This is a genomic window from Rhizobium binxianense, from assembly GCF_028994275.1.
Taxonomy (GTDB): domain Bacteria; phylum Pseudomonadota; class Alphaproteobacteria; order Rhizobiales; family Rhizobiaceae; genus Rhizobium; species Rhizobium binxianense.
In genome coordinates, this window is sequence record NZ_CP118713.1 from 4,495,409 (window position 1) to 4,515,661 (window position 20,253).

Annotated in this window: 23 protein-coding genes and 1 pseudogene; 10 read left to right on the plus strand and 14 right to left on the minus strand. The window is 61.7% G+C overall.

What is annotated here, in order from left to right; translation table 11 throughout:
• Positions 1-31: 31 nt before the first annotated feature.
• From PO860_RS21925 to PO860_RS21935, 3 genes are read right to left on the minus strand one after another with little or no spacing between them, the layout of a single operon-like run.
• Entirely contained in the window at positions 32-901 is an 870-nt protein-coding gene (locus tag PO860_RS21925) for an SDR family oxidoreductase (protein WP_275037983.1), read from the minus strand.
• The gene (gene queG, locus PO860_RS21930) at positions 901-2,058 is read right to left on the minus strand and encodes a tRNA epoxyqueuosine(34) reductase QueG (protein ID WP_183605379.1); all 1,158 of its coding nucleotides are present in this window, start codon (positions 2,056-2,058) and stop codon (positions 901-903) included. Before queG ends, PO860_RS21925 begins: the two co-directional genes overlap by 1 nt.
• Before the next feature lie 12 nt (positions 2,059-2,070).
• A complete protein-coding gene (locus tag PO860_RS21935; RefSeq protein WP_183605380.1) occupies positions 2,071-2,763 on the minus strand; it encodes a glutathione S-transferase family protein in 693 nt (230 codons plus the stop codon).
• Between the two features lie 230 nt (positions 2,764-2,993).
• On the opposite strand from PO860_RS21935, the gene PO860_RS21940 reads away from it, so the two are divergent.
• Complete coding sequence (locus PO860_RS21940) at positions 2,994-3,791, plus strand: undecaprenyl-diphosphate phosphatase (protein WP_275037984.1); 798 nt, start codon at positions 2,994-2,996, stop codon at positions 3,789-3,791.
• Positions 3,792-3,906: 115 nt separating this feature from the next.
• On the opposite strand, the gene PO860_RS21945 is transcribed toward PO860_RS21940, so the two are convergent.
• The 3 genes and pseudogenes from PO860_RS21945 to PO860_RS21950 all read right to left on the minus strand — a co-directional run bounded on the left by PO860_RS21945 (position 3,907) and on the right by PO860_RS21950 (position 4,545).
• On the minus strand, positions 3,907-4,191 hold the full coding sequence (locus PO860_RS21945; protein WP_342467082.1) for a type II toxin-antitoxin system VapC family toxin: 285 nt from the start codon (positions 4,189-4,191) through the stop codon (positions 3,907-3,909).
• Between the two features lie 10 nt (positions 4,192-4,201).
• A pseudogene (locus PO860_RS22270) lies at positions 4,202-4,303 on the minus strand (type II toxin-antitoxin system VapC family toxin); the annotation flags it as partial.
• On the minus strand, positions 4,300-4,545 hold the full coding sequence (locus PO860_RS21950; protein ID WP_275037985.1) for a type II toxin-antitoxin system VapB family antitoxin: 246 nt from the start codon (positions 4,543-4,545) through the stop codon (positions 4,300-4,302). The pseudogene PO860_RS22270 and the gene PO860_RS21950, both read right to left, overlap by 4 nt.
• Positions 4,546-5,276: 731 nt before the next feature.
• Here PO860_RS21950 and PO860_RS21955 point away from each other — a divergent pair.
• A protein-coding gene (locus tag PO860_RS21955; RefSeq protein WP_273885870.1) for an IS630 family transposase occupies positions 5,277-6,225 on the plus strand; the annotation gives its coding sequence in 2 pieces (ribosomal slippage) (positions 5,277-5,612 and positions 5,614-6,225; 948 coding nt in all).
• A gap of 128 nt (positions 6,226-6,353) precedes the next feature.
• Here the strand turns inward: PO860_RS21955 and PO860_RS21960 are convergent.
• The 7 genes from PO860_RS21960 to dnaN form a co-directional block, all read right to left on the minus strand.
• Positions 6,354-7,334 (minus strand): complex I NDUFA9 subunit family protein, encoded by a 981-nt coding sequence (locus PO860_RS21960; protein WP_275037986.1) that lies wholly within the window; start codon positions 7,332-7,334, stop codon positions 6,354-6,356.
• 111 nt (positions 7,335-7,445) lie between these two features.
• Positions 7,446-7,733 carry a DUF1330 domain-containing protein gene (locus tag PO860_RS21965; RefSeq protein ID WP_183605383.1) on the minus strand — a complete coding sequence of 96 codons (288 nt, stop codon included), beginning with the start codon at positions 7,731-7,733 and terminating at the stop codon, positions 7,446-7,448.
• A gap of 25 nt (positions 7,734-7,758) precedes the next feature.
• Positions 7,759-8,466: an orotidine-5'-phosphate decarboxylase gene (pyrF, locus tag PO860_RS21970; protein ID WP_275037987.1), complete on the minus strand. Its 708-nt coding sequence runs from the start codon at positions 8,464-8,466 to the stop codon at positions 7,759-7,761.
• Between the two features lie 6 nt (positions 8,467-8,472).
• The gene (locus PO860_RS21975) at positions 8,473-9,054 is read right to left on the minus strand and encodes a histidine phosphatase family protein (RefSeq protein ID WP_183605385.1); all 582 of its coding nucleotides are present in this window, start codon (positions 9,052-9,054) and stop codon (positions 8,473-8,475) included.
• Complete coding sequence (gene pmtA, locus PO860_RS21980) at positions 9,055-9,654, minus strand: phospholipid N-methyltransferase PmtA (protein ID WP_183605386.1); 600 nt, start codon at positions 9,652-9,654, stop codon at positions 9,055-9,057.
• Between the two features lie 95 nt (positions 9,655-9,749).
• Positions 9,750-10,661 (minus strand): DUF72 domain-containing protein, encoded by a 912-nt coding sequence (locus PO860_RS21985; RefSeq protein ID WP_275037988.1) that lies wholly within the window; start codon positions 10,659-10,661, stop codon positions 9,750-9,752.
• Positions 10,662-10,712: 51 nt separating this feature from the next.
• Complete coding sequence (gene dnaN / locus PO860_RS21990; RefSeq protein ID WP_183605388.1) at positions 10,713-11,831, minus strand: DNA polymerase III subunit beta; 1,119 nt, start codon at positions 11,829-11,831, stop codon at positions 10,713-10,715.
• Between the two features lie 93 nt (positions 11,832-11,924).
• Here dnaN and PO860_RS21995 point away from each other — a divergent pair, with 93 nt between their 5' ends.
• The 4 genes from PO860_RS21995 to PO860_RS22010 all read left to right on the plus strand — a co-directional run bounded on the left by PO860_RS21995 (position 11,925) and on the right by PO860_RS22010 (position 13,972).
• Positions 11,925-12,083: a methyltransferase gene (locus tag PO860_RS21995; protein WP_275037989.1), complete on the plus strand. Its 159-nt coding sequence runs from the start codon at positions 11,925-11,927 to the stop codon at positions 12,081-12,083.
• Positions 12,080-12,997, plus strand: coding sequence for a 16S rRNA (cytidine(1402)-2'-O)-methyltransferase (gene rsmI / locus PO860_RS22000; RefSeq protein WP_275037990.1), 918 nt, complete (start codon positions 12,080-12,082; stop codon positions 12,995-12,997). Before PO860_RS21995 ends, rsmI begins: the two co-directional genes overlap by 4 nt.
• Complete coding sequence (locus tag PO860_RS22005) at positions 12,987-13,355, plus strand: YraN family protein (protein WP_183605390.1); 369 nt, start codon at positions 12,987-12,989, stop codon at positions 13,353-13,355. The genes rsmI and PO860_RS22005 overlap by 11 nt, the downstream gene beginning before the upstream one ends.
• A 113-nt stretch (positions 13,356-13,468) precedes the next feature.
• Positions 13,469-13,972: a cupin domain-containing protein gene (locus PO860_RS22010; RefSeq protein WP_183605391.1), complete on the plus strand. Its 504-nt coding sequence runs from the start codon at positions 13,469-13,471 to the stop codon at positions 13,970-13,972.
• 148 nt (positions 13,973-14,120) lie between these two features.
• Here PO860_RS22010 and PO860_RS22015 read toward each other — a convergent pair whose 3' ends face one another.
• A complete protein-coding gene (locus PO860_RS22015) occupies positions 14,121-15,155 on the minus strand; it encodes a LacI family DNA-binding transcriptional regulator (RefSeq protein WP_183605392.1) in 1,035 nt (344 codons plus the stop codon).
• 335 nt (positions 15,156-15,490) lie between these two features.
• On the opposite strand from PO860_RS22015, the gene PO860_RS22020 reads away from it, so the two are divergent.
• From PO860_RS22020 to gshB, 4 genes are all read left to right on the plus strand, one after another.
• Positions 15,491-16,474 (plus strand): sugar ABC transporter substrate-binding protein, encoded by a 984-nt coding sequence (locus PO860_RS22020; RefSeq protein ID WP_183605393.1) that lies wholly within the window; start codon positions 15,491-15,493, stop codon positions 16,472-16,474.
• 136 nt (positions 16,475-16,610) lie between these two features.
• Positions 16,611-18,146, plus strand: a complete 1,536-nt coding sequence (locus PO860_RS22025; protein WP_183605394.1) for a sugar ABC transporter ATP-binding protein — start codon at positions 16,611-16,613, stop codon at positions 18,144-18,146.
• Positions 18,130-19,164 (plus strand): ABC transporter permease, encoded by a 1,035-nt coding sequence (locus PO860_RS22030; RefSeq protein WP_275037991.1) that lies wholly within the window; start codon positions 18,130-18,132, stop codon positions 19,162-19,164. The genes PO860_RS22025 and PO860_RS22030 overlap by 17 nt, the downstream gene beginning before the upstream one ends.
• A gap of 84 nt (positions 19,165-19,248) precedes the next feature.
• Positions 19,249-20,196 carry a glutathione synthase gene (gshB, locus tag PO860_RS22035; protein WP_183605396.1) on the plus strand — a complete coding sequence of 316 codons (948 nt, stop codon included), beginning with the start codon at positions 19,249-19,251 and terminating at the stop codon, positions 20,194-20,196.
• Positions 20,197-20,253: the final 57 nt, after the last annotated feature.

The window sequence follows — 20,253 nt, forward strand, 5'->3', positions numbered from 1 at the left end:
TATGACCCTGGTCACAGGCAGCGGCCCGGATCTAACCGCGCCAGCGTCCGTCCCGCCACAATTGCGCTAGCGACATGGGATAGTCGGGGAAGGAGAATTCGAAGCCGGCCGCCTTGAGTTTCGCATTCGAAACCTGCTTGTTCTCACCGTAGAAGGAGCGCGCCATCGGCGTCAGCTCGGCGGTCTCGAACGCCTGCTCCGGTGGCGGTTCGACGCCCATCAGCCGGGCTGCCTCGACGATCACCTCCTGCGGCGGGCCCGGCCGGTCGTCGGTGACATTATAGATGCCGCTAAGGCCATGCTCCGACAGGAAGCGGGTCGCCGCGCCGATATCCTCGACGCGGATGCGGTTGAACACCTGGTTCTTCTTGATCAGGCGCCGCGCCGTGCCTCTTTCCAGATTGCAGAAGGCATTGCGCCCCGGCCCGTAAATGCCGGAAAGGCGGAGCACCGCCGCCGGCACAGAGCACGTCTCACCCATAGCCAGCCAGCCCGCTTCCGCCTCGAGCCGCTCCTTCGAGCGCCCGGACACCGGCACACACGGCGTTTCCTCATCGATCCAGGCACCCTTGTGATCGCCATAGACGCCGACGGTGGAGAGATAACCGATCCATTCGAGCCTCGGCAGCAGGCTTGCGCCATCTTCGCCGAGCAGCCGCAGCAGCGGATCGGCCCTCCCAGGCGCGATCGACTGCACGAGATGGGTAACATCAGCCAAAGCCCGGCGCAGCCCCTCTTCCATGGTCTCGCCGTCGAAAAGGAATGCGTCGATGCCGTTCTGGCGGAGCACGTCCATCTTATCAGGCGAACGCGTGGTGCCGGAAACGCGCATGTTCTCACCGGCGAAGGCCTTGGCGATTGCCGTGCCGGAATAGCCGCAGCCAAAGATCATCACATGCATCAGCCCACTCCTGCCAGCCGCCATTCGTTCAGCACGTCGTCATCGCGCTCATCAGCCCTTTGTGCGGCAAAGGCTGAAAATTCGTCAGCCTCCATCAGCCGCGAAAGCGCCCATATCGCCATGCCGCGGACGACAGGCGAGGCATCGCCCGAAAGCTTGCGACATTGCCCGATGAGCGCCGTCTCGCCGGAATTGCCGGCGGCGATCAGCACGTTGCGGATAAAGCGGTCGCGGCCGATCCGTTTCACCGGCGAGCCGCTGAAGAAGGCGCGGAAAGCGGCATCGTCGAGCGTCAGCAGAAAGGCGATCGACGGTTCCTTCAGCTCTTCCCGCGCCTTAAGTTTCATCTCGGAAGCGGAGCTTGCAAACTTGTTCCACGGACAGGCGGCAAGGCAGTCGTCGCAGCCATAGATGCGGTTGCCGATCAGCACGCGCAGATCGGCATCGATCGGCCCCTTGTGCTCGATGGTGAGATAGGAAATGCAGCGCCGCGCATCGATCTGGTAAGGCGCCGGAAAGGCAGCCGTCGGGCAGGCATCGAGGCAGGCGCGGCAGGAGCCGCAATGATCGGCCTCAGCTGCGTCGACCACGAGATCGGCGGTGGTGAACATCGTGCCGAGAAACAGCCAGGAACCGTGGGTGCGGCTGACGAGATTGGTGTGTTTGCCCTGCCAGCCCAAGCCGGCCGCCGCCGCCAGGGGCTTTTCCATCACAGGCGCGGTATCGACGAACACTTTCACATCGGCGCCGGCCCGTGCCGCAAAGCGCGTGGCGATCTCCTTCAGCCGGCCCTTGATCACGTCGTGGTAATCGCGGTTGCGGGCATAGACCGAGATCGCGGCCTTATCGGGCTTGTCGAGAATGCCGCGTGGATCTTCCTCCGGGGCGTAGTTGAGGCCGAAGACGACGACGGAGCGCACCTCGCTCCACAGTGTGCGCGGATCGCCGCGCCGGTCGCGCGTCTCCACCATCCAGTCCATCGTCCCATGGCGCCCGGCATCGATGAACTGGCCGAGACGCTCTTTCGCTTCGGGGATCGCATCCGGACGGGTGATGCGGCAGAGATCGAAGCCCTTGGCGGCAGATTCTGCCCGCACGAACGCGGTCAAATTGTCGCGGCGGCGGCGCTCTTTGTCATTGTCATCAGCTTCGGGCATGAAGAGCCCTCGTCAGAAATCCAGATCGGCATAATGCGAAACCGGCGTCAGGCCGCGCACGCGCTCGGTCAACATCGGCCGGAAGGATGGCCGCGACTTCAGCCGCTGGTACCAGTCCTTGACGACCGGCGCGTCCGCCCATTCGATCTCGCCGAGATAGTCGAGGATCGAGATCGAGGCGGCGGCGGCAAGATCGGCATAGCTCATCCGCTCGCCCGCAAGCCACTGGCGCGAGCCGGCCAGCCAGGTGAGGTAACGCATATGCTGGCGGATATTCGCGCGGGCCGTGCGCAAAATCTTCGAATCCGGCGCTCCGCCGCCCTGATCGGCGGTCATCTGCAACTTGTAGACACGCTCACGGGCGAGCGGCTTGGTCACGTCGTTTTCCATCTTCTGCATGAACCACTCGGCCAGCCGGCGGATTTCCGCCCGCTGGAAAGGGTCTTCGGCGAGCAGCCGCCGGTCGCGTTTCAACACGCCGTGCGTCTCGTCCAGATATTCGGAAATGACGGTGGCGCCGCAGAGCGCCCGCATGCTGTCGTCGACATAAACCGGCAATGTGCCGGCCGGATTGAGCGCCAGGAAATCCCGGCGCTTTTCCCATGTCTGCTCCTCGATCAGATCCGCCTGATAGCCGTATTCCGCCAGGATCAGCCGGACGAAGCGAGATGCGGATGACATGGGATGATGATAAAGCGTGGGCATCGATACTCGGGCTTTGTGATTGCTGTTACAGGACTGTGTGGCAGCTCGATTATAGCGCCCTAGTCATGACTCATTGGTTGAAGCTATAGGAGCTTGGCCCCGCCAATACAAGCGAATCGGATTTTACCCCATCTGACGATGGCGAAACACGGTCTAACGAACGAATGGAAGCGGCAGCCTGATCGACCCAAGCGCTCAGGCCCGGCCGAACTTTAAACCGGAGACAATGTATGGATTATATAAATGCTGCAATTCTCGGTGTCATAGAGGGGATCACCGAATTTCTGCCGATCTCGAGCACCGGCCACCTGATCATTGCCGAGCAATGGCTCGGACACCGGTCTGATATGTTCAACATCGTCATTCAGGCCGGCGCCATCCTCGCCGTCACCATCATCTACTGGCGTCGTCTGCTGGATCTGGTGCTCGGCTGGCGCGATCCGGCCAACCGCGATTATGCCGCCAAGCTGATCGTCGCCTTTCTCATCACCGCAATCCTCGGCCTCGTCGTCAAGAAGCTCGGTTTTGAATTGCCGGAGACGGCGACGCCGATCGCCTTGGCGCTGATCATCGGCGGTATCTGGATGATCTTTGCCGAATGGGCTGCGGCGCGTAAGGCCCCCCATAAGGAGATCACCTGGCTCGTCGCCATTCTGGTCGGCATCGCCCAGATCGTTGCCGGCATCTTCCCGGGAACGTCGCGCTCGGGCGCCACGATCTTCGTCGCCATGCTCGCCGGCACCGGCAACCGCGCCGCCGCGACCGAATTCGCCTTTCTCGTCGGCATTCCCACAATGTATGCCGCAAGCGGCTATGAATTGCTGAAGACCTTCAAGGATGGCGGCGCGGCAAACGAGGATTGGACTGCGCTCGGCATCGCCTTCGTCGTGTCGACGATCGTCGCTTTCGTCGCCGTCAAATGGCTGCTCGCCTATATCAGAAGCAACCGGTTCACGCTGTTTGCCATCTACCGCATCATTCTCGGCGTCTTGCTGCTCTGCATGGCCGCGACCGGCATGATCGCCTGAGACATGCCCACTGCATTGCATTCGCGTCCCCGGCGCGAATGCAAATGGACCTTATCGGAGTTGGCGATCCTGAGAAGCTTGCCTGGGCCGTTTGATCACGGGTCGAGATCCGTGATCAATGCCATGGTTCGATATCCGTATGGGCGAAGTCGTCGCCTTTGAAGAGGAGCGGAAGAGATAGGCTCTTCGCCAGCGCGTAGGCGGCACAATCGGCAAGGTTGAGTTTGGCTTTCGAATGAATTCCTTTGCCGAATCGTCCGAAAGCTATGGCCGCCAATCGGGCCTGCTCTCGATCGAAGGCAGCGATCTCGACCTGCGCTTCGTCCAGATAGATCCAGAGAGTTGATTGACCGCCGCTCGCCGCGGCGAGAGCGGAGAACCATCGCGGTCTCATAGACATTCAGCGCCGACATGACCAATCGCTCGGCGTTGGCGATCACGCCGGCATAAGTCGCCGCGTCGGCTTCTTTCTCGAAGATGGCGATCAGCACAGACGTATCGATGACGATCATATTGCGTTCAAGTCGTCCATGATCTCCTGCGGAGTGCGCGGATCGAGCACCGGCATGGCGGCAACCCTCTCTCCGAAGGCGAGCATCTCCTCCGCTGTCATCCGGTGCTTCGGTTTGTCGAGCACTCCGAAGGTGATGGCTTCACGCTGGATCGCGATGCGGACGGCGTCTTCGGCACTTCGCCCCGTGCGGTCGGCGACGAGCCGCGCGAGGCGTTCGGTCTCTTGTGGCACCTGCAACATCTTTTCAACCTCTCAAAAGCCATCCGACCACAGCTATTTGAAAGTGTATTACAAGAGGCGGTTTTGCAATGACCTAAGCGGCGCACGCCTGCGCCGTTTGATATTTGCGGGGCGGTACCGGCACTTCAAGCGCCCTGATTCAGGCGCTCGGGCTGACTGTTTGTCTTTGATTGGAATGGCGGCGCAGAAGGCCGGCCTGTCGTCAATGGCTGATCGAAGCCGTCGAGCAAGGATCGACGCCGTAGGCCGGCGAGCAGTCACCCTTGACCGCCGCGACAGAACCTGGCGCAACGAAAGAGCCTGCCAGGATAATTAGCGCCGCACACGCAAAAAGAAGCGCGATTGACTTGCCCATCGAGAAATGCCTTTCACAGTGATTGCCGCACGCGATCCCAAGCGTTGAGTCCGTTGGAAGACGCGCGGGTTTGGTAGTCAGTGGAATGGCAAATAGCAATAAATGTTCCTGCTAAATTTGGCGTTAATTCCACAAATTTTCCGATGCGTCTTTTATGCAACTGCACTTGATACGAGCAGCACAACAACATTTCAAACTTGCGCCGGCTTTGCTTGAGACGGCTAAAGCAATTCCAGCAAAAGTGTGCAGCGGTTTTGCGAGGCAAAGCGTGAAACGCTTTGCCTAGAGCGGTTCATTGCTTATCGGAATCGAGGTGGGATTCCCAAATCAGCAGAATTGTGATTCATCCTGGGTGCTGGAATGGAGGCCAGCATCGATGACGCGACCTTATTCGAATGATCTTCGTGAACGCGTAGTGGCTGCAGTTGCAGGCGGTCAGAGCTGCCGGGTGGTGGCTGAACGGTTCGACATTGCCGTCTCCTCTGTGGTGAAGTGGTCGCAGCGCCATCGGGTAACCGGCAGCGTCTCGCCCGGTAAGATGGGTGGCCATCGCCGGCGGGTGCTGGAGCCGCATCGCGCCTTCATTGTCGAGCGGATCGAGCAGATCTCGCACCTGACGCTGCATCGGCTGAAGGACGAACTGGCCGCCCGCGGTATCGCCGTCTCCCATAATGCCATTTGGCAGTTCATGCGCCGTGAAGGTCTGAGCTTCAAAAAAAACGCTATTCGCCCTTGAGCAGGGCCGTGCCGACATTGCCCGGCACAGGCAGCGCTGGAAGACTTGGCAAGCCCGCTTCGATCCGAAGCGGCTCGTCTTTATCGACGAAACTTGGATCCGCACCAACATGGCGCCGTTACGCGGCTGGGGACCGAGGGGCAAGAGGCTGCGCGGCTTTGCCCCACATGGACGCTGGCGCACACTCACTTTCCTCGGCGCTCTGCGCTGTGATCGGCTCACTGCGCCCTGCGTCTTCGATGGCCCAATCAATGGCGAGTGCTTCGAGGCTTATGTCCGCCAACAGCTGATCCCGACACTTAAGCCCGGCGACATCGTCATCCTCGACAACCTCGGCTCTCACAAAGCTAAGGCCGTCCGCGATGCCATCAAGGCGGCCGGCGCCAGACTATGGTTCCTGCCGAAATATTCCCCTGACCTTAATCCGATCGAACAGGCATTCGCCAAGATCAAACATTGGATGCGCCAGGCCCAAAAGCGAACCGTCGACGACACCTGGCGTCATCTCGGAGACCTCGTCGGCACCATCAAGCCTGACGAATGCGCAAACTACTTCACAAACGCTGGCTATGCTTCCGTCAAAACGTGAAACGCTCTAGAATTGCGTGAAAAGAAAGAGATAGAGCATTTTCGTGATTCGAAGAAAAACGGAAATGCTCCAACGAAAACGCCGTCCGCGTTATCCGCGAACGGCGTTGTTTCCAAGCTCGAAATTGTTCAGGCGGCCTTGCCGGTGCCCGTGTACTGGCCGTGCGGACGATACTGCACGAGATAGGAGCCGAGCACCGATGCCGGCATGGTCGGCGTGATACAGAGGCCCTTCAGCGTGCGGCCTTCCGCTTCGGCTTCTGCCGAGACGATGTTGTCGCGCTTCAGCATGCGCACCTGATCCGGCGTGATCGGCGGCGTGATGAAGGGGACCAGCGAGGCGATGCTGCCGATCAGCGAAGCGACGCCGAAGGGCAGGGAGACCAGCGGGTTCTTGCGGCTGGTCACCTTCAGCATCATCTCGAGACATTCGCGGAAGCTCAGCACCTCAGGGCCGCCAAGCTCATAGACCTTGCCGCCGGCGACCTTGCCGTCGACGGCGCGGGCGACGGCCTCGGCGATATCCTCGACATAGACGGGCTGGAATTTCGTCTTGCCGCCGCCGATCAGCGGCAGGATCGGCGACATGCGGGCCATGTCGGCAAACTTGTTGAAGAAGCTGTCCTCCGGCCCGAAGACGATCGACGGACGGAAAATCACCGCATCGGGCTTGATGGTGAGGATGGCGGTTTCGGCACGGCCCTTGGTGCGGCCATAGTCCGAAGTCGATTTGGCGTCGGCGCCGATCGCTGAAATATGGGTGAGCGTTGCGCCGGCGTTGCGCGCCGCTTCGGCGACTGCGCGGGCGCCGAATTCCTGTACGGCGTCGAAGGTGTTGCGGCCGGTCTCGTGCAGAATGCCGACGCAGTTGACGACATGGCTTGCACCGTCGACGGCGCGGTCGATCGAGTTGCGATAGCGCAGGTTCGCCTGCACGAAGGAGATCTGGCCGACATTGCCGAGCGGCTGCAGGAAGCCGGCGAGATCGGGACGGCGCACCGCGACCCGGATGTTGTAGCCGCGTTTGGCCAGCGCCCGAACCACGTGCCTGCCGACGAAGCCGGACCCTCCGAACACGGTGACGAGTGGCGGCAGGTTGGCAAGGGTCATGGCAGGCTCCTCGAAAGGCTTTGCGGGATGCTGTTCGGCACTCGTCTTAGCCCAATCCCGACGCGACGGGAAGGCCCATCGCGCCGTCAGTTTCTGGGGATGCGAGACCGTTCAGACGCCTTCGACGACGACCATTTCCGCATCCGCCGCTTCCTGGCGGATTTTCGCGGCGATCTGGTATTCCGGCGAATGATAGCAGTCGACCGCATGCTGCATCGAGGGAAATTCGATCACGACGTTGCGGGCGCGCGCCTTGCCTTCCAGTTCGGTGAAGGCGCCGCCGCGCGCCAGAAAATTCGCGCCGTATTTTTCGAAGGCCGGCTTGGCCGCCGCCACGTAATCCTTGTAGCGCTCGGCATCGCGCACGTCGACGCGGGCGATCCAATATCCCTTGGCCATGGTCTTCTCCCTTTGTTTTTTGAATTCAGCGGTTGGCCGGCCAGAGCGCGCCCACCATTTCGTTGAGCACCGCGCGGGCGGCATCTCTCGGATCGGGCGCTCTGACGATCGGCCGGGCAACGACGAGATGCGTGGCGCCAGCCTTCAGTGCGTCGAAAGGTGTCATCACCCGCTTCTGGTCGCCGTGGTCGCTGCCGGTCGGGCGAATGCCCGGGGTGACGATCGCCATATCGGGGCCGACGATCGCGCGCACCTCGGCCGCTTCCGCCGCCGAACAGACGATACCGCCCATGCCGGCGGCGCGCGCCTGTCCGGCCCGGCGCAGCACCAGGCTGTGCGGATCCTGGCTGTAGCCGGCCTCGGCAAGGTCCTCGGCATCCATCGAGGTCAGCACGGTGACGCCGAGCAGGCAGAGGCCGGAGCCGGCCGCGGCTTCGACCGCCGCCTTCATCGCCTTGGGATAGGCGTGCAGCGTCAGCATCGACATGCCCATCTTGGCGATGTTTTCGACGCCTGAAGCAACCGTGTTGTCGATGTCGAGCAGCTTCATGTCGAGAAAGATCTTCTTGCCGCTGGCGGAGAGATCGCGGGCAAATTCGAGCCCGCCGGCAAAGGCCAGCTGGTAGCCGATCTTATAGAAGAGGATGTCGTCGCCGAGCGTGGAAACCAGTTTCTCCGCCTCGCCGACCGTTGGAACATCCAGGCCGACGATCAACCGCTCGCGTGCGTCCATGTGAAGTCACCCCCGCCAGTCTTCGATGGGCGTCCAGTCGCATGATAAGCGGCGATCCGCAAGGCCGAAAGCATAGAGATTGCCGCCGCCGCCCGGCTGATCGCGGTCGCGGCCGATCGGCCTGCCCGCCAGATGGCATTTGAGCAGCGTGCCGACGCCGCCATGGCCGACAAAGGCGATCGGTGCTGCCGCATCATGCGTGGCCAGAACGGTGTTGACGGCCTCGACGATGCGGGCCTGCGCATCGGCGGCCCGCTCCCAGCCCCTGAAGCTCTCCTGCGGGTGAGCGAAGAACCAGTTGGCTGCCTCTTCGAACTTGTCCGGCGGCAGGAAACCCGTGGCAGAGCGATCGTTCTCATGCGTGCCATGCACGATCTCGATTGTCACGCCCGCAGCTTCGGCGAGGATTTCCGCCGTTTCGATCGCTTTCGTCTCGTCGCTGGAGATGATGCGGGTCAGCCGTTTCGCCCAATTGCTCGACGCAGCCTTGCGGGCACGCTCGGCGCCGATGTCGGAGAGACCCCACTTGGGAACGGGAACCTCCGGGTCGATTTTGACCTGGGGGTGGGTGATATAAAGTCCGAACATTTATCCTCGCCGATAGATCCAGAGTTGGGCTGGAGGAATATTGCGGACGACGAAATCAAAATGATGAATGCTGTAACGATCGGCGTTGGCGGCGATCGGCGAGATCGCGCCGTAGGAAATTTGCACCACCGGCCGTCCCGGAGGCAGGCGGTCGAGCAGGCTTTCGAGCAGCGAGACCCGCATTGCCATCGGGAAGTTCAGCAGCGGAATGCAGGAGATGACGCAATCGAACGTCCGGTCGCCGTAGTCGCCGAGCGTGGTCTTGAGATCGAAGGCGTCGCCGTTGATGAAGTGTACGCCGGGATAGGTCCGCAGCAGATGTTGATGGAAATCCGTCGAATATTCGATCGCGACCAGATTTTCCGGCCTCACGCCGCGGCCGAGAATGGCCTTGGTGATGGCGCCGGTGCCTGGTCCCAGTTCGAGCACCGGCAGCTCGGAATTGATGTCGATGACGCTTGCCATGCGCTTGGCGGTGATCGAGGAGGTCGGCACGATCGAGCCGACCGTCTTCGGACCCTGCATCATGCCCCGGAAGAAGCGAATCTCGTCGTCGAACTTCTTGCCCAGCCGTTCCTTCACCTTGACCTTTAAGCGCATTCTCCACCCATCCGCATGTTGATCGACTGTCTTAATATGCTGCTTGTCGCTCCCGGGACAAGGATTTTCGCAACAAGGATATCGGCATCAACAGCTCATGCGGCTTTCCGGTGCGAACGCGGCATGAGATCGGTAAGCCTTTCGCTTAAGTGATCGGCGTCGACAGGGGCGCGCAGTTTCTTGTCGGTGTTGTCGAAATAAAGATAGACGTCGCGGCCCTTGGCTGGCGCCTTGAGCGGCGCCAGCACCCGCGGCGCATTCTCCGGCTCTCCGCCGGTTGCCCAGGAGCGGATCCGGTCCGCCCAGAGGTCGAGGGCCTCATCCTCGTAGCCGCTGACATAAAGCTGCTCGGAGCCATGCAGGCGGCAATAGATGAAATCGGCGGTGATATCCATCAACAGCGGCCACTCCACCGTATCGGCGCAGACGAGGGCCACCTTGTGGCGCCGGAGCATCTCGATGAAGCCGGGAGAACGGAAGCTGTCGTGGCGGATTTCCAACGCATGGCGGATCGGCTGGTCGCCATCGCTTCGAAGCCAGGCGCGGCCCTTGACATGCCCGTCATGCCGCTTGGCAAGCGCTGTCGCCGCATCGTGGTCCTGCGGCAGCAGCGCCAGGAAGTTTTCGAAAAGATCGGGATCGAAGGCCATGTTCGGCGGAAATTGCCAGAGGATCGGCCCGAGCTTGGGGCCAAGCCGCAACAGGCCGGAGGCGAGGAAATTGGCAAGCGCCGTCTCGATATCGCGCAGCCGCAGCATATGGGTGATGAAGCGCGGGCCCTTGACCGCAAAGACGAAATCGTCGGGCGTTTCATCGCGCCAGCGGCCGAAGCTTTCGGACCGCTGCAGGCTATAGAATGTGCCGTTGATCTCGATCGATGGGAAGTGCCGGGCGGCGTAGGAAAGCTCCTGCTTCTGCGGCAGGTCCTTCGGGTAGAATTGGCCGCGCCAGGGGGCATAGGTCCAGCCGGATATGCCGATGCGAACCGTTCCAGTCTTCTTCATCAAGGATCCTCCGCCTTCACAGGGTAAAACGGAGGCAAGCAGGCTTCGTTCCCGTCAGACTCGCATCGGCATCAGCACGTAGAGCGCGTCGTCGCCCGCCGTGTCGCGGATCAGTGTCGGCGAGCCGGCATCGGCCAGCAGGAAGATCGCTTCCTCGCCGGAAAGCTGGGCGGTGATGTCGAGCAGATATTTGGCGTTGAAGCCGATTTCCATCGCGTCCGTGTCGTAGCCGACGGCGACTTCCTCGGTCGCGCTGCCGGAATCGGGATTGTTGACGGTCAGCATCAGCTGCCCCTCGGACAGCGCCAGCTTCACGGCGCGGCCGCGTTCCGAGGAAATTGTGGAGACACGGTCGACGGCCTGGGCGAAGCTCGTGCAGTCGACGCGCATTTCCTTGTCGTTGCCTGTGGGGATGACGCGCTGGTAGTCCGGGAAGGTGCCGTCGATCAGTTTCGAGGTCATGACGATCGAGCCGATCGTCAGGCGGATCTTGGCGTCGGAGACCTCGACGGTCACGACAGCCTCGGGATTGTCGACCAGCTTCTGCAGCTCGCCGACCGTCTTGCGCGGAATGATGATGCCGGGCATGCCTTCCGAGCCCGAGGGCGCGTCGACATCGGCGCGCGCCAGCCGGTGGCCGTCGGTGGCGACCGCCCTGAGCTTCAGCTCGCCCTTGCTCTCGATCGTGTGGAAGAAGATGCCGTTCAGATAATAACGCGTCTCTTCCGTCGAGATCGCAAACTGGGTGCGGTCGATCAGCATCTTCAGATCGGTCGCCTTCAGCTTGAAGCTATGGGTGAAGGTGCCGGCGGTCAGATCCGGGAAGTCGGATTCCGGCAGGCACTGCAGCGAGAATTTCGATCGGCCGGACTGCACGGTCATCGAGCCGCCGTCGGTGCTGGTGGCCAGCAGCACTTCCGAGCCGTCGGAAAGTTTGCGGACGATATCGTAGAGAAGGTGGGCGGGAACGGTGGTGGCGCCGGGCTGCTCGACGCTGGCAGGCGTCGCCTCGGTGATTTCGAGGTCGAGGTCGGTCGCCTTCATGTCGAGGTTCTGGCCGTCGGCCTTGAGCAATACGTTGGACAGGATCGGGATCGTGTTGCGACGTTCGACCACGCGGTGGACGTGGTTCAGCGATTTCAACAGGTTTGACCGCTCAATAGTAATACGCATGGGATGCTACCGCTTTCGACCGTGACTGTCCGGGCGCATCGAGCACCCGAAGAATGCTGTCCCGACTTGAGGCCGGGGGAGTGGACGGGCAAAATGGCAGACTTCAGCATCGGAATGCAAGAGGCATGCAGGGCCAAGCGCCTGCATTTCAGGTTTTCCGGAGCAATGCTCACAGAAATCCGAACCCTTGCCGAAGCGCTGCCGCTCGCCCATAAGAGTTCGATGACGGCGGGACGAAAGCAAATGGCATGAATGAGGAAACGACAGCGGAAGGAGCCACCCGGCGAAGCTTCCGCCTGCACAATGCAACGGTGCCGGCCCGGCCGCTGGAGGCGGCGCTCTATCTCGTCGCCACCCCGATCGGCAATCTCGGCGACATCACGCTGCGCGCGCTGGAAACGCTGGCCGGCGCCGATGTGCTCGCCTGCGAGGATACGCGCGTCACCCGCGTGCTGCTCGACCGCTACGGCATCCAGAACCGCCCCTTTTCCTATCACGAGCACAATGCCGACGAGGCCGGCCCCCGACTGCTGCAGGCGCTCGAAGCCGGCCGGTCGGTGGCGCTGGTCTCCGATGCCGGCACGCCGCTGGTTTCCGATCCCGGTTATCGGCTGGCGCAACAGGCGATTGCGGCGGGTTACCGCGTCATTCCCATTCCCGGCGCTTCGGCGCCGCTTGCAGCCCTTGTCGGCTCCGGCCTGCCGAATGACGCCTTCCTCTTCGCCGGTTTCCTGCCGGTCAAGGACAAGGCCCGCCGCGACCGTCTCGGCGAATTGGCCGCAGCCCCCGCGACGCTGATCTTCTTTGAATCGCCGCATCGCATCGGCGCGACGCTTCTCGCCGCCGCCGATGTGCTCGGAGCCACGCGCCCGGCCTCCGTCTGCCGCGAGCTGACCAAGACCTATGAGGAGTTCCGCCGCGGCACCCTTGCCGACCTCGCCGCGCATTATCAGCAGGTGGAAAACGTCAAGGGCGAGATCGTCCTCGTCATCGGCCCGCCGGAGCCGGTGGAGACGGATGAGGCCGATGTCGAAGCCGTGCTGGCGGATCTCTCGAAATCAATGCCGACGGCCAAGGCGGCGACGGAAGCCGCTCGCCTCACCGGCCTGCCGCGCAAGGTGCTCTATCAACGCCTGCTGGAATTGAAGCGCGCCGATGGCCGATAGCGACCTCACCGCCATCAGGAGGAAGGCGCTGCGCCGCGGTCGCATGTCGGAATATGTCGCGGCCGTCTTCCTGATGCTGAAGGGTTACCGCATCCTGGCTCTGCGCCACCGCACCCGGCTCGGCGAGATCGATATCATTGCCCGCAAGGGCGATCTTGCCGTTTTCGTCGAGGTCAAGGCCCGCCATGGCGAGGCAGCGGCTGTCGACGCCGTCTCTGTCTCCGCCCAGAAGCGGATACGGGCGGCAAGCGACCTCTGGCTTGCCCGCCAGGCGGATCAGGCCCGCCTTTCCCAGCGTTATGATATCGTGGCGATCATGCCGGGCCGGCTGCCGCGGCACTTTATTGATGCCTTCTGACCTCTTTCGACCCATCGGCTTTCCCGATCGTTAAAATTTTAGTCCCCGCGTGAACCAGCTTCTTACGACTCTCTGCTACGCCCTCGGCAGGGATAACAATTGGGGATTGTTTCATGGCCTGGAAGCTGATGCTTGCAAGTGCGGTCGCCATGGCCGCGCGCTCGGTGCCTTATGCCGTGGTGAAGCCGGCCGCCAAATCCTTCATCGCCCATGCAAGCGACCTGCTGCCGTTGAAGTCGACGCCGATCAATCCGGACTGGATCGTCAGCGGCGATCCGCAGGCGCGCACCGCCGAACATTCGCGCGGCCATGACGAGGCGTCGCTGACGGCGATCTGGGATTGCACGGCGGGCGAATTCCGCTGGTATTTCGGCTGGGACGAGACCGTGATGATCCTCGAGGGCGAGGTCCATATCACCGCCGAGGACGGCACCGAACGCACCCTCGGCGCCGGCGACGTCGCCTTTTTCGCCGGGGGGACCTGGGCGAGTTGGCGGGTCGACAATTACGTCCGCAAGGTCGCTTTCCTCCGCAAGCCCTTCCCGAAGCCCCTGGCGATCGCCTATCGCCTGCGTAACATGCTGCGCAATGGCGGCAACCAGGGCATCGCCGCCTGAAGATCGGCTTCGATTTTCAGAGGCACGAGCGGTTCAGCTTTTGATGGAAGCGCAGAACCGCCACAACTTTTTGTTTTAACGCAACTCCCGGCAAAAGCGCTTCGCGCTTTGCCTCGGAAAACCCCTTCGCACTTTTCCTGGAATTGCTCTAATCCGGCTGGGGCGGGGCGGTCGTTTCCCCTTTTAAAACCTCGCAGGCAAACAGGATCGGATTGTCGAGCTCGGGCGCAGTCTGCTTGTTCAAGAGAACGGCGACTGCCGCTGCGGCCATGTCTTGGATCGGCTGCTTCACCGTCGTCAGCCGCGGCGTCGTCATGCTGGCGAGCGGGATGCCGTCGAAGCCGACGATCGAAAGCGCGGCCGGGACCGGGATCCCCAGATCATGGGCTGCCCGCATGCAGCCGATCGCCTGCTGGTCCGAGCTTGCAAAGATCGCCGTCGGCCGTTCGTTGCGGGCGCGCGCCAGAAGGTAATTTCCCGCCGAACGGCCGCTTTCATAGTCGAAAGCCGCCTCGGCAATCAGCGGTGGCCCGGCCATTGCCGTGCCGCCATCCGTTTGCTCTCCCGCCTGTTCCCCTGCCTGTTCCATTGCGTCGAGATAGCCCCTGAGGCGATCGTTGGCCGGGACGGAGTGCCCGGGCCCCGAGATGAAACCGATGCGGCGATGGCCGAGCTTCAGAAGATGCTCGACGCCGAGGCGCACGCCGTTGCGGTGATCGGCGGCAATGCCGGAATATCCCGGCATGAGGCGGTCGACGACGACGATCGGCACTCCCTTCGGCGGCTTGATCCGATGGAAATCATTGCTGGGAACGAGCATGATGCCGTCGACCTTTCGGCTCGTCAGCTGACTGATGCGGTCAGCCTCCTTGGCGGCATGATCGAAGGATGTCATGACGATGATGTTATAGCCGTGATTGGCCGCCGCTTGTTCCGCCGATTGGACAAGTTCCGCAAAGAACGGATTGGTCAGATCCGGAATGACGATGCCGATCAGCCGGCTGACCTTGCTGCGCATGCTTCTGGCCGACGGGTCGGGCGTATAGCCGAGGTCTTTGATGATCCCTCCGACGCGCACCCGCACTTCCTTCGTAACCGAGGGATGATCGTTCAGAACCCGCGAAACGGTGCCGGTGGAAACTCCCGCAAGCTTGGCAACGTCCCTAATCCCGACCTTTGACATGACAGAAACAGTGGCCCTTCATCTTCGCCTTCGAAAAACACCCACGGGGCGCCGGATCGAGGCTTTCAGCTAATGGTCTTCAGCTCCCTAGTCAAAGGGCTGTATTGCAATTTCGACGGCTGAACTTGCATGCAAGTCTGGCAAGGCCCTCTATGGAAACGGTTCATCGCATGCATGTCAATATATGTCGGATATAGCGATCCGGAAGATTGCCCGGTCTCATTTTCGGCCGCTTGACAATTCCCGAGGGCATGCTACCCAGATGGCGTTGGAAACGGTTCATTGCCGCGGGCAACTCAGATGGAGCTGAGCCCAGAGCCGTTCGGGAGGAAAAAATGTCCAATTCTAAGCGTGAATCCGTCATGATCAGTGCGCCGCGCCGTGCGGCCTTGAAGCTCGGGCTTGCCGGCACATTGGTGCTTGCGCTGTCCTGCGGCGTGTCGCCCGCCTTTGCGGCCGGCAAGCCGAAGGTCGGCCTGATCATGAAATCCTTGTCCAATGAGTTCTTCAAGCAGATGAAGGCCGGCGCCGACAAATATGCGGCCGAGAACAAGGACAAGTTCGACTTCAAGGCCGTCGGCATGAAGGACGAGCGCGATTTCGCCTCGCAGGTCGATGCCGTAGAAAACTTCGTTACCCAGAAATACGATATCATCGTCGTTGCGCCGGCCGATTCCAAGGCGATGGCGACGCCGCTGGCAAAGGCCGTGAAATCAGGCGTCAAGGTCATCAACATCGACGTACCGCTCGATGCCGATGCCAAGAAGAAGGCCGGGATCGATCTCGCTTTCTTCGGGCCTGACAACAAGGAAGGGGCAAAGCTTGCAGGCGATGCGCTTGCCAAGGATCTCGGCCCCGGCGCCAAGGTCGTCATCCTCGAGGGCAACCCCGAGGCCGACAATGCCAAGGAGCGCAAGGAAGGCTTCGTGGATTCCGTCAAGTCTGGCAAGCTCGAGCTTCTCGACAGCAAGACCGCCCATTGGGAGACGGAAGAAGCCAACACCGTCATGACGAATTTCCTGACGAAGTATAAGGATATTCAAGGTGTGATGGCTGCCAACGACTCCATGGCTCTCGGCGTCGTCAAGGCTCTCGATGCGGCCGGCCAGGCCGGCAAGATCAAGGTTGTCGGCTTCGACAACATCCCGCCGGTGCAGCCGCTGATCAAGGACGGCAAGATGCTTGCGACAGTCGAGCAGTATGGCGCGCAGATGGCGGTCATGGGCATCGACTATGGCCTGCGGGAACTGGCCGGCGAAAAATTCACCGGCTGGGTCAAGACCGACGTCAAGCTGGTCACGGCAGCCGATCTGAAATAGTCGGGTTGCCCCAAAGCAAACGTGGCGCCGGCTGCGGCCGACGCCATCGCCACCAATCGATTGACGCGTTGATCGCTCCGGGTGAGGCTCGTTTCGGGCCTCTCCGATGCGCGTTGCGCGAGGGTTTGAAGAGACCATGCATGAGGTCGCCGTGTCAGACACAGCAGATGACGAGATTCTGAGGCTGGAGGGGATCGGCAAGCGCTTCCCCGGCGTCGTGGCGCTCAAGGATGTCTCCATGCGGATCGGCCGCGGCAAGGGGCACGTTCTCCTTGGCGAGAATGGCGCCGGAAAATCGACCCTGATCAATCTGCTCGGCGGCGTCTTCAGGCCGGATGACGGCCATATCCTGTTTGACGGCAAGCCTTATCATCCGTCCTCGCCGCTGGAGGCGTTCAGGGCGGGCATCCGGGTCATTCACCAGGAGCTGCACCCGCTTTCCAACCTGACGGTTGCCGAAAACCTGCTGTTTGAGCATCTGCCGCGCCGATACGGTCTGGTGAACTACAAGGCGATGAACGCCAGAGCGGCGGAACTGCTGGATGAGGTCGGCCTCGACGTCGCCCCGACGACACTGGCAAGCCGCCTCAGCGTCGCGCAGCTGCAGCTGGTCGAGATCGCCAAGGCGCTTTGCTACGAAAGCAAGCTTCTCGTTCTCGACGAGCCGACGGCGACGCTGACCTCCAAGGAAGTCGATCGCCTCTTTGAAATTCTGAAACGGCTGAAGCAGCGTGGCGTCACCACGCTTTATATCTCGCACCGGCTGGAGGAGATCTTCGAGGTCGGTGACGATGTGACGGTGCTCCGCGACGGCCAGCACGTGATCACCCGGCCGCTCGCAGGACTTGGCATCCCTGAGATCGTCGAGCTGATGGTCGGGCGCAAGCTTTCCGATCACGGCATTTTCAAAGGCGACAGCACTGTTTCAGGCGAGGCGCTCGGCGTTTCCGGCCTGAAGGTGACGCGACATAGCCCGGAACTGTCCTTTTCCGTGGCAAAGGGGGAGATCGTCGGCATTGCCGGCCTCGTCGGCAGCGGTCGCACCGAGGCGGTTCGCGCCCTGTTTGGCGCCGACGTCAAGGCGGCCGGCGAAATTCGGCTGAACGGCGAGCCGGTGGAGATCAATTCGCCCAAGGATGCGGTTGCGGCGGGGCTGTGCCTGGCGACAGAAGACCGCAAGATGCAAGGCTTGATGCTTGACATGAGCTGCGCCGAAAATGCCACCATCACCGCTCTCGACAAGATCTCCCGCAACGGCTTGATCATCGGGAAGGCCGAGAATGATCACGCGCAGCGCCTTGTGCGCGAGCTCAGGATCAAGACCCCGTCCATCCATCAGGCCGTCCGAACCTTTTCCGGCGGCAATCAGCAGAAGGTCGTCATCGCCAAATGGCTGTTCCGCGGCCCCAAGGTGCTGATTTTCGATGAGCCGACCCGCGGCATCGACGTCGGCGCCAAGGCCGAAATCTATGAGCTTCTGTGGAAGTTCGCGGCCGAGGGCAAAGGTGTCCTGGTCGTCTCTTCGGATCTGCCGGAGCTGATCGGCATCTGCCATCGCATCATCGTCTTCTCCGACGGTAAGATATCAGGTGAAATAGCCCGGGAACAATTTGACGAAAGCAGGATCCTTTCGCTCGCCTACAAGGAGTACAGCCGTGTCCGCCAACATTGAAAAACAGACTGAGGCGAAAACTGGGTCGAAACAGGTGAGCGTCTGGGACAAGCTGATCCGGATCTCGATGAAGGAGGCGGGTGTCGCCATTGCCCTCGTCCTGATCCTGGCGTTTTTCTCGGCGACGGCGCCCTATTTCGCGACGCCGGAGAATTTTCTGAAGATCTTCGTGCAGATCGCCATCAACACCGTGCTGGCTGCGGGCATGACCTTCGTCATTCTCGTCGGCGGCATCGATCTCTCGGTCGGCTCGCTGCTCGCCCTTTGCACGGTGATCGGTGCGACGATCATGATCAATCCGGCGTTTTCGCCATGGCAGGCGATTGTTCTCGCCTGTTTTGCCTCGATGGGCACCGGCGCCATCCTCGGCGCCGTCAACGGCTGGATCTGCGAGAAATGGAAACTGCCGTCCTTCATCGTCACCCTCGGCATGCTGAACGTCGCCAGCGGCCTGGCCCGCGTGGTCAGCGACAATTCGACGATCACAGGCCTGCCGCAGCCCTTCGTCGATTTCGGCAACCTGATCTTCTGGGGCATCTTTCCGTCGATCTTCCTGATTGCGATCGTCGTCGTCCTGATCGGCTGGTTCGTGCTGCGCTACACCGTCTTCGGCCGTTTCGTCTTTGCGATCGGCACCAATGAAGAGGCTGTGCGGCTGTCCGGGCACCAGCCGAAACGATACAAGATCGCGGTCTTCACCATCTCCGGGCTGACCGCCGGCATTGCCGCCATGGTCTATCTGCTCCGCCTCAATGTCGGCAGCCCGGTTGCCGGCATCGGCTATGAGCTGAATGCCATCGCCGCCGTCATCATCGGCGGCACCAGCCTCTCTGGCGGCAAAGGCTCGATCATCGGCACGCTGGTCGGCGCCTGCATTCTGCAGGTCCTGTCGACGGGATTGCAGCTGCTTGGCGCCGACGACAATATCAAGCCGATCGTCATCGGCGCCGTCATCGTGCTCGCCGTCATTCTCGACAGCTATCGCGGCCGGCTGATGCGGATCCTCGAGACGCGTTAGTCGGGGGTGCGTAGGCCCTTGATTGGCCGTTGCGTTTGAGCCCTGGCCGACCTACATCTGTCCGGCAGTCAGGAAGGGACGGAAATGGCCAAGATCACCAATGTAGCGGTCCAGATGGACCATGTCGAAGGCATCAATATCGCAGGTGATTCCACCTTCGCCATGAGCCTGGAAGCCCAGGCGCGCGGCTACCGGCTGTTCCATTACACGCCCGACCGCCTGAGCTTCCGCGACGGCAAGCTCTTTGCCAGCGTCGAGCCGATGCTGCTGCGCGACATCAAGGGTGATCACTACGAACTCGGCACGCCCGAGCGCGTCGACCTCTCGACCATGGATGTCGTGCTGCTGCGCCAGGACCCGCCCTTCGACATGGCCTATATCACCTCGACGCATCTGCTTGAGCGCATCCACCCGAAGACGCTCGTCGTCAACGATCCGGCCTGGGTGCGCAATTCGCCGGAGAAGATCTTCGTCACCGAATTTGCCGATCTGATGCCGAAGACGCTGATCACCAAGGATGCCGCCGAGATCCGCCGCTTCCGCGACGAGATGGGCGATATCATCCTGAAGCCACTCTACGGCAATGGCGGCGCCGGCGTCTTCCATTCGACCCGCGACGACCGCAACCTCTCCTCGCTGCTCGAGATGTTCGGCCAGCTGTTCCGTGAGCCCTTCATTGCCCAGCAATATCTGCCCGACGTGCGCAAGGGCGACAAACGCATCATCCTGGTCGACGGCGAATTCGCCGGCGCCATCAACCGCGTGCCGGCCGAACATGACAGCCGCTCCAACATGCATGTCGGCGGCCGCGCCGAGGCGACCGAGTTGACCGCGCGCGAAAGCGAAATCTGCGCCCGCATCGGCCCGGCGCTGCGCGAGCGTGGTTTCCTGCTCGTCGGCATCGATGTAATCGGCGATTACATGACCGAGATCAACGTCACCTCTCCCACCGGCATTCGCGAGGTCAAGAAATTCGGCGGCGCCGATATTGCGAGCCTGCTCTGGGACGCGATCGAGCGCAAGCGCGGCTGATCTCGGCTCGTAACCCCACGCGCCTGCTATGACCGGGTACAACCCCGGTCACAATGT

Excerpts from the sequence above, each read along its gene's own strand:
- pmtA (WP_183605386.1), bottom strand. The coding sequence starts at position 9,654 with ATGCGCTTAAAGGTCAAGGTGAAGGAACGGCTGGGCAAGAAGTTCGAC.
- PO860_RS22015 (WP_183605392.1), bottom strand. The coding sequence starts at position 15,155 with ATGTCAAAGGTCGGGATTAGGGACGTTGCCAAGCTTGCGGGAGTTTCC.
- dnaN (WP_183605388.1), bottom strand. The coding sequence starts at position 11,831 with ATGCGTATTACTATTGAGCGGTCAAACCTGTTGAAATCGCTGAACCAC.
- PO860_RS22025 (WP_183605394.1), top strand. The coding sequence starts at position 16,611 with ATGCATGAGGTCGCCGTGTCAGACACAGCAGATGACGAGATTCTGAGG.
- PO860_RS22010 (WP_183605391.1), top strand. The coding sequence starts at position 13,469 with ATGGCCTGGAAGCTGATGCTTGCAAGTGCGGTCGCCATGGCCGCGCGC.
- PO860_RS21950 (WP_275037985.1), bottom strand. The coding sequence starts at position 4,545 with ATGTTGCAGGTGCCACAAGAGACCGAACGCCTCGCGCGGCTCGTCGCC.
- PO860_RS22005 (WP_183605390.1), top strand. The coding sequence starts at position 12,987 with ATGGCCGATAGCGACCTCACCGCCATCAGGAGGAAGGCGCTGCGCCGC.
- PO860_RS21960 (WP_275037986.1), bottom strand. The coding sequence starts at position 7,334 with ATGACCCTTGCCAACCTGCCGCCACTCGTCACCGTGTTCGGAGGGTCC.
- PO860_RS21995 (WP_275037989.1), top strand. The coding sequence starts at position 11,925 with ATGGCAGACTTCAGCATCGGAATGCAAGAGGCATGCAGGGCCAAGCGC.
- PO860_RS21945 (WP_342467082.1), bottom strand. The coding sequence starts at position 4,191 with ATGTCTATGAGACCGCGATGGTTCTCCGCTCTCGCCGCGGCGAGCGGC.
- PO860_RS21975 (WP_183605385.1), bottom strand. The coding sequence starts at position 9,054 with ATGTTCGGACTTTATATCACCCACCCCCAGGTCAAAATCGACCCGGAG.
- PO860_RS21965 (WP_183605383.1), bottom strand. The coding sequence starts at position 7,733 with ATGGCCAAGGGATATTGGATCGCCCGCGTCGACGTGCGCGATGCCGAG.
- PO860_RS22020 (WP_183605393.1), top strand. The coding sequence starts at position 15,491 with ATGTCCAATTCTAAGCGTGAATCCGTCATGATCAGTGCGCCGCGCCGT.
- gshB (WP_183605396.1), top strand. The coding sequence starts at position 19,249 with ATGGCCAAGATCACCAATGTAGCGGTCCAGATGGACCATGTCGAAGGC.
- PO860_RS21935 (WP_183605380.1), bottom strand. The coding sequence starts at position 2,763 with ATGCCCACGCTTTATCATCATCCCATGTCATCCGCATCTCGCTTCGTC.
- pyrF (WP_275037987.1), bottom strand. The coding sequence starts at position 8,466 with ATGGACGCACGCGAGCGGTTGATCGTCGGCCTGGATGTTCCAACGGTC.
- PO860_RS21940 (WP_275037984.1), top strand. The coding sequence starts at position 2,994 with ATGGATTATATAAATGCTGCAATTCTCGGTGTCATAGAGGGGATCACC.
- PO860_RS21925 (WP_275037983.1), bottom strand. The coding sequence starts at position 901 with ATGCATGTGATGATCTTTGGCTGCGGCTATTCCGGCACGGCAATCGCC.
- rsmI (WP_275037990.1), top strand. The coding sequence starts at position 12,080 with ATGAATGAGGAAACGACAGCGGAAGGAGCCACCCGGCGAAGCTTCCGC.
- queG (WP_183605379.1), bottom strand. The coding sequence starts at position 2,058 with ATGCCCGAAGCTGATGACAATGACAAAGAGCGCCGCCGCCGCGACAAT.